This is a genomic window from Ancylobacter moscoviensis, assembly GCF_007559435.1.
Taxonomy (GTDB): Bacteria; Pseudomonadota; Alphaproteobacteria; order Rhizobiales; family Xanthobacteraceae; genus Ancylobacter; species Ancylobacter moscoviensis.
In genome coordinates, this window is sequence record NZ_VMBP01000002.1 from 527,535 (window position 1) to 539,551 (window position 12,017).

Consider the following 12,017-nt stretch of genomic DNA (forward strand, 5'->3'; position numbering starts at 1 on the left):
TGGAGACGGCGATTCCATGCGCAGAGCTGCAAGGTCCGGGGCGGCTCCGCCCGATCCGACTGCGCGCGGAAAGGCGAGGCCGAAGCGCGTCGCCATCGCCTGCCAGGGCGGCGGCAGCCATGCCGCCTTCACCGCCGGCGTGCTGCGGCGCCTGCTTTCGGACGAGTTCCGCGACGGATTTGAGCTTGCCGGCATCAGCGGCACCTCGGGCGGCGCGATCTGCGCGGCGCTCGCCTGGGCGGGACTGGCGACCGGTGGGCCCGAGGACGCGCGGGCACGGCTGGCCGGCTTCTGGGACCACGCCAAGGCCGACACCCCGATCGATGCCTGGCAGAACTACTGGGGCATGGCGCTCGCCAGCCTGCCGTGGAATGTAGACGTCAGCCCCTACCGGCTCGAGAACGGCGCCGACCGGGTGCTTACGGAATGGCTCCGCGCGTTTCTGCATCTGGAGAAAATCGGCGCGCCGGCCCGCCGTCGCGCGCCCGCCCTGTTCGTCGGCGCGACCGATGTGCTGACCGGCGACCGCTGCATCTTCCGGGGTGAGGAACTCGACTATCCCGACCTCATCGGCTCGGCCGCTCTGCCCTTCCTCTATCGGGCGGTGCATACGCGGGGGCATGTGCTTTGGGACGGGCTGTTCAGCGTCAATCCGCCGATCCGGGACCTGCTCGACCTCGCCGTCGACGAGCTCTGGGTAATCCAGATCAGCCCGCTCGCCATTCGCCAGGAGCCGCGCTCGGTGGAGGCGATCCGCGAACGGCGCGACCAGCTCGCGGGCAACCTCTCGCTGGCGCAGGAACTGCACTTCGTCGACAAGATCAACGAGATCCTCGCGCTCAACGGTCCCCTCAAGCACAAGCATCCCGGCGCTCAGGACCGCTACTACACCCCGGTCGCCATCCACCTGTTGGATGCGGGGCTGGAAGATGCGCGATTCGGCTATGCCTCGCGGCTGGATCGCAGCCCGAGCCTGCTCGACGAACTGCTCTCCCGTGGCGAGGAGATGGCGCCGCGCCTTCTCGCGGAGGAAACCCTCTGGCCGCGCCGGGGCGCGCTGGAGGGGCGGACGCTGACCATTGCGCGCCGAAAGCGATGATCGGCGCGGGGCGGCGCGCATCTGTCATTTGACGGGGAAGCGCGCTGGCCCTACCTCTCCCCCGATCAATCATGGGCGGCAGCCGCCCGGGAAAGGCCAATTGATGTCCGTTATCGACTCGATCCGCGGCGGTCTCGCGCCGATCCATCGCGAGGGCTATCCGTTCATTCTGATCGGGGCGGCGGTGTCGTTGCTGTTTCTGTGGTTGTTCCCGCCGCTCGGCTGGATCGGCGTGCTGATCACCGTCTGGATCTGCTACTTCTTCCGCGATCCCGAGCGGGTGACGCCGGTGCGCGAGGGGCTGGTGGTCTCGCCGGCCGATGGGCGCGTCTGCCTCGTCGGCCCGGCCGTGCCGCCGGTCGAGCTCGGCCTCGGCACGGCGCCGCTGACGCGCGTGTGCATCTTCATGAACGTGTTCGACGTGCACGTGAACCGGGCGCCGCTCGCCGGCCGCGTGACGCGCATCGCCTATCGGCCGGGGAAGTTCCTCTCCGCCGATCTCGACAAGGCGAGCGAGGACAACGAGCGCAGCGGCATGGTTCTGGATACGGCCATCGGCCCGGTGGGCGTGGTGCAGATCGCCGGCCTCGTCGCCCGGCGCATCGTCAGCTTCGTACGCGAGGGCGACAGCCTCGCGCCGGGTGAGCGCTTCGGCCTCATCCGCTTCGGCTCCCGCGTCGACGTCTATCTGCCTGCCGGCACGCGCCCGGCGGTCGCTGAAGGGCAGCGCGCCGTTGCGGGCGAGACCGTTCTGGCCGATCTTGCCGTGCAGGGCGCGGAAACCAGCTACCGCGTGGATTGAACAACCAACACAGCGAGCGCGCGTGATGGCCGACCTGTTTCCCCCCTTCGAACCCGATGCGCCGGAGCCGCGCCGCCGCCGTTTCCAGGCGGTGCCGCTGCGGGTGCTGCTACCGAACCTTGTGACGCTGCTGGCGCTCTGCGCCGGCCTCACGGGCATTCGCATGGCGATCGAGGGGCGGCTGGAACTGGCGCTCGGCGCCATCGTGCTGGCGGCCGTGCTCGACGGGCTGGACGGACGCCTCGCGCGGATGCTGCAGGGTACCTCGCGTTTCGGCGCGGAACTGGACAGCCTCTCGGACTTCGTCTGCTTCGGCGTGGCGCCGGGGCTGGTGCTCTATATGTGGGGCCTCGAGACGCTCGGCTCCATCGGCTGGATTTCCGCGCTGGCCTTCGCCATCTGCGCGGCGCTGCGTCTCGCCCGCTTCAACGTGATGCTGGAAGATCCCAACAAGCCGCCCTTCGCCGCCGACTTCTTCACCGGCGTTCCGGCGCCGGCGGGGGCGATCTGCGTTCTGCTGCCGGTCTATCTGGAGCTGATCGGCCTGCCGCGTCTGGTGGCATCCCCGGCGGTCGCGGCCTTCTACTGCCTCGCCATGGCGCTGCTGATGGTCTCGAAGGTGCCGGCCTTTTCCGGCAAGCGGCTCGGCGCGCGGATCCCGCGCGATCAGGTGATGCCGCTCTTCATCTGCGTGGTGCTGTTCGTCGCCGTGCTGGTGACGTGGCCCTGGACGGTTCTGTCGGTCGTCTGCATCGCCTATCTCGCGGCGCTGCCGTTCTCGGCGATGCGCTACGCTCAACTGGCCCGCGAGTATGAGAAGCGGCACCCCGGCGCGGTGAAGATGCACGCGGGCCCGGCGGGCGACAGCCATGACGACCGGCCGAGCCATCTGAACTGACGGCTCTCGCTTCGGCCTTGTGGGGTCGGAAGCGGGGCAGGGGGCCCGTCGCTTCAGCGAGAACGCCTGGCCATGGCCTCGACGCGGGCGGTCAGCGGCGCGCCGGGAAAGGCTTGCCGCAACAGGCGCAGCGCTTCCGCGTCGGAGCCGGGACGCGCCATGTCGAGATGCTGGGTCATGAGCTGGGCGACGGATGCCGGGTCGCGGCGCGCATAGGCGACGCGGCCGCCAGCGTTCTCCCGTCCACTGGCGGGGGACGAGGTACTCACTGTCACGCTTGCTGACTGCAGCATCACAATAGCCTCCGATCGCCAGAGCGAATCAATCAACTTTCTTCATGCATAAGGTGGGCCAACATGCCCGCCAACGCACGAACTATTTTCAGCTTCCCGATGGTGTGAACGCCCGCGATCAAGTGCTCACGGCCGCACTGTCATCTTCGTTCGAGACAATACGAAGACGAGCGGTCGATATTTCGAATATCGGGGAATTTTTGCGTGCCGGCACGTTCGTACGCGCGTTCGCAATAGCGAATTCAGGCGGATGATTTGCTCAAAGCTGGCGCGAATGACTGCATCGGTCCAGTCATTGGGCCAGTAGCGCTCATCAGGAGCGGGTCAGCGTGATCTTGGAGCCGTCGCCGGTCGATACGCCGTCATACTGCCCGGCCGCGACCGGCTGCAGGCGGGCGGTGACCTTGCCGACGTGGTTCTGGAGCACGATCTCGTTGCCCCAGACGTCCCAGCCCTTGGTCATGAAGATGTCGTTCGGGCAGTCGACATCGGCATTGGCGGCAAAGCCGGACATGCCGCGGTCGGTCGAGAGCGTGACCTTGCAGGTCTTCTGGCCGTTGTCCCAGCCATATTTCCAGGTGCCGGCGAGCTGGGTGCGCGCTGCGCCCGGCTCGGCATAGGCGACGCCGCCCGGCGCGGTGGCCGGCGGAGGGGCCAGGGCGACCGGCGTCGCCGCGGCCTGGCGCGGCGTGACGGCACCGGCGGCCGTGGTCGCATTGGCGCCGGAGGCCGTGGTGCCGGGAGCGGGGACGGGGGAGCTTTCGACCGAGCCGGAAGGGGCCGGGGTAATCTGGCTCGTCTCCATCGCGCCGCCGCCCGACGAGCTGCCGAACCCGTCGAGAACGGTGCTGCAACCGCCCAGCATGACGGCGGCGGCGGTCGTTGCCACGACGGCGGTCAGTTTCATCGGTGCTGCACTCCTGTCCGGCCGGCCGATGGCGCGGACGTCTGCCCCACGAATACACGGTACGATGCTTTGTGAGCATTCGCACAATTCCTGTTTCCCCAAGGATCGTGGCACGAGCGTGACCCCCAGGGGGCGAAGTGGCTGCCGTCAACCCCGCATGGACTTATGCTCAACGGGACATTAATGGCCGCCTGTGGTGTCATTGCACCGTCAAACGGTCGGCCCGCCGGCATGGGGCAGGGCGGCCCCCGCGCGAAGGGCGTTCAGTTTTGCGCGGAACTGCTCTATGTGCGACGCAGCGAATGAGCCCGCGCGAACAGGAGCTGCGCCATGTACCAGATGCTGGACCCGTCCACTCTCCGCGTCCTCGTTACCGGAGCGACCTCCGGCATCGGCGCCGCGACGGCCCGCCGCTACGCGCTGGCCGGCGCCCGGGTGGTCGGTACCGGCCGACGCGCCGACCGGCTGATCGCGCTGCGCGACGAACTCGGTCCCCGCTTCCACCCGCTCGAGGTGGACGTGCGCGACAACGAGGCGCTGACGGCCGCGCTCGCGGATGTGCCGGAAGCCTTCGCGCCGTTCAACGTGGTCTTCGCCAATGCCGGGCTGGCGCTCGGGCTGGAGCCGGCGCACGCCGCCAGCCTCGACGACTGGGAGGCTATGGTCGACACGAACATCAAGGGTCTGCTCTACACCGTGCGGGCGACGCTGCCGGCGATGGTCGAGCGCAAGGAGGGGCATGTGCTCTTCACCGGCTCGATTGCCGGCGACTATCCCTATCCGGGTGGAAATACGTACGGTGCAACAAAGGCTTTCGTGAAGCAGTTCACGTTGAATCTCATCGCCGATCTCGCCGGGACGAACGTCCGCGTCACCAATATCGAGCCGGGGATGGTGGAGACGGAGTTCTCGCTGGTGCGCTTCCATGGCGACGCCGCGCGTTCCGACAGCGTCTATGCCGGCGCGCAGACACTGACGTCGGAGGACATCGCCGAGCAGGTCTTCTTCGCCTCGACCCTGCCGCGCCATGTCTGCCTCAACCGGATGCAGGTCTTCCCGACCTGCCAGACCTTCGCGCCGTTCAAGATTACGCGCGACTGAGATTTACAGCAGCACGGCGCCGCCAAGCGCGGCGCCGACGACCACGGCCCAGGCCGGAACGCGCCACAGCACGAGCGCGAGATAGGCGAGAAGGGCCAGCGCGAAGGCCCGGCCCGAGGTAATGCTCGAGGTCACCACCGGATCCCAGAACGCCGCGCCGAGCAGCCCGACGACGGCGGCGTTCACGCCGGCCATGGCGTCGCGCACCCGCCGGTCGGTCGCCAGCCGCGACCAGAAGCGCAGGGCGCCATAGACCAGCAGCGCCGAGGGCAGGAACGCCCCGACCAGCGCGAGCGCGCCGCCGAGCGCGCCGTTGGGCGGGGCCGGCATCATGGCTCCGACATAGGCGGCGAAGCTGAACAGCGGGCCGGGAACGGCCTGCGCCGCGCCATAGCCCGCAAGGAAGATCTCCCGCGTCAGGCCGCCGGGATGAACCAGTTCCGCCTCGATCAGCGGCAGCACCACATGGCCGCCGCCGAACACCAGAGCGCCGGCACGGTAGAGCGTGTCGAATAGCGCGACGCCGCCATTGCCCGATGCCTGCGCCAGAAGTGGTAGTCCCACCAGCAGCACGGCAAAGAGCAGGAGCGCCGCGAGCGAAGCGGTGCGGCCGGGCAGGTGATGCGCGGCCGGCTCGGGGACCGGCGCCGTGTCGAGACGAATGAAGGCGAGCCCCGCCAGCGCGCCGCCGGCGATGACCGCGATCTGGCCGACGGCGCCCGGCACCATCGCCGCCGCGGCGGCGGCGAGCAGGGCGAGGCTCCGGCGGGGCCGGTCGGGGCAGAGGTTCTTCGCCATGCCGAGCACGGCGTCGGCCACAATCGCCGCCGCGGCGATCTTGAGGCCGGCCAGCCAGCCGCCGCCGATGCCCGCCGCGTCGGCGTGCATGACGCCATAGGCGAAGGCGAGCATGATCAGCGCCGAGGGCAGGGTGAAGGCCAGCCACGCCGCCGCCATGCCGGCCGGGCCGGCCCGCATCAGCCCGATGGCCATCCCGACCTGGCTGGAAGCAGGGCCCGGCAGGAATTGGCACAGCGCCACGAGATTGGCGTAGGCCTCTTCGCTCAGCCATTGTCGCCGGCGCACCAGCTCTTCCCGGAAATAGCCGAGATGGGCGACGGGGCCGCCGAACGACGTGATCCCTAGCTTGAGGAACGCGCCGAACACCTCGCGCGGTGTGCCGGCATAGGTGGAGGCATCGGTCTGGGAGCGCGCGTCGGTCATGGTTCGCCAGCGTTAGCGCCCGGCGCGGCGCTTTGCATGCGAAACTTTCATGACGCCGGGGTCAGGCAGCCTCGACCACCGAGGGAGTGGCCAGCGCCGCGCGGAGCATGTCGGCGAGGCGGCGTGCCGCGGCGGAGGCGGTGGGCGACAGGAGCAAGGCGATTTCCGCATCCGGCAGCGGCGGCAATCCCTCCGCCGGGCCCAGGCGGCGCCAGTCGGACGGAGTGGCGCATTCCGGCAGCGCGGTGAGGCACAGCCCGGTCTCGACGACGGCATGGATACCGCCTTGCGAGGAGGAGGTGCAGGCGACGCGCCAGCTCAGCCCGGCCTTGTCGAGCGTGTTGGCGATATGGGGGCGCACCCGGCAGCCGGTGGGGAAGAGCGCGAGGGGGAGCGGGGAATTGCGCTCGGGCCGGTGCCCACGCGCGGCGAGCCACAGCATCTTCTCGCGCTTGAGCAGTTCGCCCGTAGGCCGCGACAGGTCGCGGGTGAAAAGGGCGACGTCGATATGGCCGCGCTCGACCTCGGGCTCGATGTTCTTGGAAAGATCGGAGCGGATGGAGATCTCCACCCGCGGATAGGCGGCGGCGAAGCGGGCGATCGTCGGCGTGAAATAGGCGTCGACATAATCGTCCGGCATGCCGAGGCGAACGCTGCCCTCGGGCGTGCCGCCCTTCAGGTCGGCGAGCGCCTCGCTCTCATAGGCCAGCAGGCGGCGGGCGTGGGCGACGAGACGCTCGCCCGTCTCGGTGAGAGAGATGCCGCGCCGCGAGCGCTCCAGCAGCCGCACGCCGAGGCTTTCCTCGAGTTGGGCGATGCGCGCGGAAACCGCGGACTGCGTGCGGCCCACCCGTTCGGCGGCTGCGGTGAAGCCGCCCGTGTCGACGATGGCGATCAACATGCCGAGGGATTCGGTGTCGAGATGACGCATCGCGGCCTCCGGCCCACGTGAAAGGAGATGCGACGCTCGGGCCGCCGCTGTCCTCATATCAGATTTATAAATGAAACGACAAAATAAATTCGCTTTCGCGATATCAAGGGGAGTTGTAGACGTCTGCCGGCAGGGTCGGAGTCCCGACTCGTGCGCGCCGGCGGGACGGGCTCAACAAGACGTACGCGGCGAAAGAGCTGCCTTTCACAATCTCTCTGTTCCGGTCGAGTTCGGCAATGTCTCCGCCCCCCGCCGCCGTCGTCGTGTCCCCGTCTTTCGGGGAGGTCGTCGATTCCGTCCCGGTGACGACGACGGATGAGGCCCAGCTGCGCCGTCAGGCGTTCTTCGCCGTGGTGTTCGCGGCACTGTGCATCGGCTTCTCGCCGGTGCTGGTGCGCTATGCCGATGTCGGACCGGCGGCGACGGGTTTCTGGCGCCTGTTCTTTGCGCTCGGGCCCACGGTGGTGTGGGCCTTTGCCGAACGACGGGCGGCAGGTCGCCGTCCTGGCGCTGCCGGCGCCAGGCGCGGGCCGTCGGCTCGCCAGTTCCTTCTCGCGGCGATCGCCGGACTGTTCTTCGGCGCCGATCTCGTCGCCTTCCATAGCGGCCTCGCCCGCACCAGCACGGCGAATGCGGTGCTGCTGGGCAACCTCGCCGTGGTCTTCGTCTTCGTCTTTGGCTGGGTCTTCCTGCGCGAACGCCCGACGCGCGGGTTGCTCATCGCGCTCGTCATGGCGCTGAGCGGCACGCTGCTCATCATCTCCAGCAGCGCCGTCAGCGGCGCGGCGAGCGGGCGCTACGCGGTGAGCGTGGCGGGCGACGCGCTCTGCGTGGCGGCCGCTCTGTTCTACGCCGGTTACATGCTGACCACCCGGGCGGTCCGCCGCGCCGGGACGGGCGATGCGGCGCCGCTCGGCGGCGGCATGGCCTCGCTCATCGCCACCAGCTCCGGTGCCGTGCTCTGCATCGGCTGGGCGGTCGCGACGGGGGAAGTTCTCATCCCGCAGAGCCTGCAGGGCCTGCTGGCGGTCATCGGGCTCGGCCTCATCGCCCATGCGACGGGTCAGGGGCTCGCGACCTTCGCGCTGGGGCGCCTGCCGGCGGGGCTCATCTCCGTCGTCCTGCTGCTGCAGATCGTCGTCGGCGTTGCCCTGGCGGCGCTGCTCTTCGGCGAGGTTCCCTCGCTGGCGGTGTTCGCCGGCGGGATGCTCGTGGTGGCCGGTGTCGCCACCGCGCGTCCGAACGGCCGGGCGGCCTGAGCGGGTGTCATTGGCGTTGTTGTCGGCGCTCTTGCGGAGGAGGGGCTGCGGGTCTACCTCCAGATCGCAGCAAGGAGCATGACGATGCAGCCCAATCCGTTCGGTGGCGTGATCGAGAATCTCTCGGTCGAAGAGGTCAAGGCCGGTCTCGAAGCCGGGACCATCCTTCTGGTAGATGTGCGGGAGCCGAACGAGACGACCGCCGAGAGCATCCCCGGCGCGGTCGATTTCCCGCTCTCGAGCTTCGACGCGCACGCGCTGCCCGATCCCGGCGACAAGATGCTGGTGTTCTCCTGCCGCTCCGGCCAGCGCTCCCAGAAGGCCGCCGCCGCGGCGCAGGCGGCGGGCATCGACCTGCATCGCCACATGGCCGGCGGTATCCTTGCATGGAAGGCGGCCGGTTTTCCGACCGAGCAGGGCTGATCTGAATTTCGGGATCTTTCGCGTTCATGAAGCGATTCAAGAACGGAAGAAATCCGCTTTATTTCAAGACATTGTCGGTTGTCCCGAACAGATTGAGTCATCTGTTCGGGAGGTCCTATGGTGAGGACATGCCAGCAAGGACGTACCGTCCGGCGCCTAGTTCACCAGCCGCCCGATGACCTGCCGCGTCGCCTCGATCAGCCGCTCGACCTGCGTCTCGGTGGTGGCGGGCGATGCCAGCATCATGTCGTGGAAGGGCGAGATCAGCACGCCGCGCACCAGCAGCGCGAGATGGATCGTCGCCTCCAGCGCGGGGTAGTGGGCGCCCTTGGCCTGACGGCCGTCGGTGAGCGGAGCCGGCGCGCGCACCACCTCCACACGCGCGCCGCAGCGGGCGACGTGCCAGGGCAGGCGGGCATCGGCGAGGATCTCTGAGAGGCCCGCCGCCATCCGGCCGGCCAGCCGGTTCATATGCGCATAGGCATCCCCGGTCGCCACCTGCTCCAGCGTGGCGCGCAGCGCCGCCAGCTGGAGCGGGCTGCCCGACAGCGTGGTGCCCATGCCGGAATGGCCGTCGGGCCGGTTGGTGCGGGCGGCGCGGAAACGCTCGGCCGTTGGCTCGTTCATTCCCCACACGGCGGCGGGGATGCCGCCGGCGATGGCCTTGCCGGCCACGAACATATCCGGCTGCAGGCCGTGCTCGCGCGTGTACCCGCCCGGACCCGTGGAGAGCGTGTGCGTCTCGTCGATCAGCAGCAGCGTCCCGTGCCGCCGGGTGATCTCGCGCAGCCCCTCGTGGAAGCCGGGCTGCGGCAGCACCATGGCGCAGTTGGTCATCACCGGCTCGGTGATGACGCAGGCGACGGTGTTGTCGGCCAGCGCCGCCTCCAGCGCGTCGAGGTCGTTGAAGGGCACGACGCGGGTGAGCTGGGAGAGATCGCGCGGTTCGCCCATCAGCGCCGGCCGGTTGCCAACCCGGCCATCCGGGCCGATCTCGACGAAGGTCTCGTCCACCGCGCCGTGATAGGCGCCGTCGAAGACGAGGATCCGCGGGCGGCCGGTCGCGGCGCGGGCGGCCCGGAGAGCAAAGCGATTAGCGTCGGTGGCCGTGGTGGCGACCTGCCAGTAGGGCAGGCCGAAGCGCTCGGCGAGAAGATCGCCGACGATGCCGGCATCCGGGCTCGGCAGCATGGTGGCAAGGCCGGCTCGCGCCTGCCGGGCCAGCGCTTCCGCCACCGGGGGCGGCCCATGCCCGAAGAGCGAGGCGGTGTCGCCGAGGCAGAAGTCGTCGTAGCCGTGCCCGTCGACATCGACGAGCCGGGCGCCCTGCGCTTCCCGGATGACCAGGGGCACCGGCGTCGACCAGTCGACCATCCAGTGCATCGGCACGCCGTCCAGGAGATGAGCGGCGGCGCCCGCCGCGGCGCGGGTGTTGGGCCGGGTGCCGAGATACAGCGCCTCGGCCTCCGCCCGCAGGGCGGCGGTGCGCGCCGGGCTGACCCCCGGTCCTTCGGCGATCGACGTCGCGACGTTCATGTCCGGACCGTCCGCATGGCTCTCGCTGCACTAAAGCATGTTTTGCGGGCCTGTGCCGCCGACGCCTGCGTGAAGACCGCGCTACGGGGGCGGCTCAGCGCACCCAGCCCCAGCGCTTGAGCTCGGCATAGGTGTCGTCGAGCGTCCTGCGGGCGCGGGCGACGAGTTCGTCGATCTCGCCATGGGAGATGACCAGCGGGGGGGCGATGATGAGACGGTCGCGCACGGCGCGCATCACGAGGCCGTTCTTGAACGAGAAGTCGCGGGCCAGCGTGCCGACCTTACCCACATCGGCGAAGCTGGTGCGGCCGGTCTTGTCCGGTGTCAGCTCCAGCGCGCCGACGAGACCCGTCATCGGCGCCTCGCCGACCAGCGGATGGTCCGCCAGCGCGCTCCAGCCGGCCTTGAGATAGGGGCCGGCATCGTTCGCGACATGGCCGACCAGATCCTCGCGCACCATGATGTCGAGATTGGCGATGGCGGCGGCACAGGCGGCCGGGTGGCCGGAATAGGTATAGCCATGGTTGAAGTCGCCGCCTTCCAGCAGCACCTCGGCCACGCGGTCGGCCACCATCACGCCGCCGAGCGGCATGTAGCCGGAGGTGATGCCCTTGGCCATGACGAGAATATCCGGCTCGGTGCCGAAGGTCTCGCAGCCGAACCATTTGCCGGTGCGGCCGAAGCCGCAGATCACCTCGTCGGAGATGAACAGGATGTCGCGCTCGCGGCAGATGCGGGCGATTTCCGGCCAGTAGGTGGCCGGCGGGATGATGACGCCGCCGGCGCCCTGGATCGGCTCGGCGATGAAGGCGGCGATGCGGTCCTCGCCCATCGCGTCGATGGCGGCCTCGAGCGCCTGAGCGGCACGCAGGCCGAATTCCTCCGGCGTCTCGCCCTGGCGGGCCTCGCCCCACCAGTAGGGCTGGGCGATGTGCAGGATGTCCGGGATCGGTGCGCTCTGCCCGTGCATCGGCGCCATGCCGCCGAGGCTGCCGGCGGCGACCGTGGAGCCGTGATAGGCGTTGCGGCGCGAGATGATGATCTTCTTCTCCGGCTTTTCCTTGATCTGGAAATAGCGGCGGACCAGCTTGATCACCGTGTCGTTGGATTCCGAGCCCGAGCCGGTGAAGAACACCCGGTTGAACTGCGGCGGCGTGAGCTCGGCGAGCTTGGCGGCGAGCTCGATCGCCGGCTTGTGCGTCGTCTTGAAGAAGGTGTTGTAATAGGGAAGTTCCGTCATCTGCTGGGCGACGGCATCGACGATCTCCTGCCGCCCATAGCCTACATTGACGCACCACAGGCCCGACATGCCGTCGAGGATGCGGTTGCCGTCTGAATCGGTCAGCCACACCCCCTCCGCCTTGACGATGATGCGCGAGCCCTCGGCGTTCAGCGATTTCATGTCGCTGAACGGATGCAGGTGATGGGCGGCATCGAGCGCGCGCAGTTCGGCGGTGGAGGCGGGCAGGGACATGGGACACCGGAGGCGTGAATGAAGGTGGGGTGCAGAATGTGATCACATTTTGCGTGCGTCAAGCCGTCCG

The 12,017-nt window shown here is 69.1% G+C and carries 12 protein-coding genes; 6 read left to right on the top strand and 6 right to left on the bottom strand.

All coding sequences use genetic code 11. The features are described from left to right. Window positions 1–16 precede the first annotated feature (16 nt). The 3 genes from FO470_RS08600 (at window position 17) to pssA (ending at window position 2,799) form a co-directional block, all read left to right on the top strand. Window positions 17–1,099, top strand: coding sequence for a patatin-like phospholipase family protein (locus tag FO470_RS08600; protein ID WP_144342528.1), 1,083 nt, complete (start codon window positions 17–19; stop codon window positions 1,097–1,099). Window positions 1,100–1,202: 103 nt separating this feature from the next. Beyond that, the gene (locus FO470_RS08605) at window positions 1,203–1,901 is read left to right on the top strand and encodes a phosphatidylserine decarboxylase (RefSeq protein WP_144342529.1); all 699 of its coding nucleotides are present in this window, start codon (window positions 1,203–1,205) and stop codon (window positions 1,899–1,901) included. A 25-nt stretch (window positions 1,902–1,926) separates the two neighbouring features. Beyond that, window positions 1,927–2,799 (top strand): CDP-diacylglycerol--serine O-phosphatidyltransferase, encoded by an 873-nt coding sequence (gene pssA / locus FO470_RS08610; RefSeq protein ID WP_144342530.1) that lies wholly within the window; start codon window positions 1,927–1,929, stop codon window positions 2,797–2,799. A gap of 53 nt (window positions 2,800–2,852) precedes the next feature. Here the strand turns inward: pssA and FO470_RS08615 are convergent, their stop codons facing one another. After that, complete coding sequence (locus tag FO470_RS08615; RefSeq protein ID WP_244616595.1) at window positions 2,853–3,068, bottom strand: transferase; 216 nt, start codon at window positions 3,066–3,068, stop codon at window positions 2,853–2,855. A 337-nt stretch (window positions 3,069–3,405) separates the two neighbouring features. Further along, the gene (locus FO470_RS08620) at window positions 3,406–3,999 is read right to left on the bottom strand and encodes a protease inhibitor Inh/omp19 family protein (protein ID WP_144342532.1); all 594 of its coding nucleotides are present in this window, start codon (window positions 3,997–3,999) and stop codon (window positions 3,406–3,408) included. Between the two features lie 330 nt (window positions 4,000–4,329). On the opposite strand from FO470_RS08620, the gene FO470_RS08625 reads away from it, so the two are divergent. Continuing rightward, window positions 4,330–5,100, top strand: a complete 771-nt coding sequence (locus FO470_RS08625; RefSeq protein WP_144342533.1) for an SDR family NAD(P)-dependent oxidoreductase — start codon at window positions 4,330–4,332, stop codon at window positions 5,098–5,100. 3 nt (window positions 5,101–5,103) lie between these two features. Here FO470_RS08625 and chrA read toward each other — a convergent pair whose 3' ends face one another. Next, complete coding sequence (gene chrA / locus FO470_RS08630; RefSeq protein ID WP_186291886.1) at window positions 5,104–6,324, bottom strand: chromate efflux transporter; 1,221 nt, start codon at window positions 6,322–6,324, stop codon at window positions 5,104–5,106. Window positions 6,325–6,385: 61 nt separating this feature from the next. Continuing rightward, on the bottom strand, window positions 6,386–7,255 hold the full coding sequence (locus FO470_RS08635; RefSeq protein WP_144342534.1) for a LysR family transcriptional regulator: 870 nt from the start codon (window positions 7,253–7,255) through the stop codon (window positions 6,386–6,388). Between the two features lie 236 nt (window positions 7,256–7,491). Here FO470_RS08635 and FO470_RS08640 point away from each other — a divergent pair, with 236 nt between their 5' ends. Continuing rightward, window positions 7,492–8,514, top strand: a complete 1,023-nt coding sequence (locus FO470_RS08640) for a DMT family transporter (protein ID WP_144342535.1) — start codon at window positions 7,492–7,494, stop codon at window positions 8,512–8,514. A gap of 84 nt (window positions 8,515–8,598) precedes the next feature. Further along, on the top strand, window positions 8,599–8,937 hold the full coding sequence (locus FO470_RS08645; RefSeq protein ID WP_144342536.1) for a rhodanese-like domain-containing protein: 339 nt from the start codon (window positions 8,599–8,601) through the stop codon (window positions 8,935–8,937). 156 nt (window positions 8,938–9,093) lie between these two features. Here the strand turns inward: FO470_RS08645 and FO470_RS08650 are convergent, their stop codons facing one another. Then, complete coding sequence (locus tag FO470_RS08650; RefSeq protein ID WP_144342537.1) at window positions 9,094–10,473, bottom strand: aspartate aminotransferase family protein; 1,380 nt, start codon at window positions 10,471–10,473, stop codon at window positions 9,094–9,096. Between the two features lie 94 nt (window positions 10,474–10,567). Beyond that, the gene (locus FO470_RS08655; protein WP_144342538.1) at window positions 10,568–11,947 is read right to left on the bottom strand and encodes an aspartate aminotransferase family protein; all 1,380 of its coding nucleotides are present in this window, start codon (window positions 11,945–11,947) and stop codon (window positions 10,568–10,570) included. Between the last annotated feature and the right edge of the window lie 70 nt (window positions 11,948–12,017).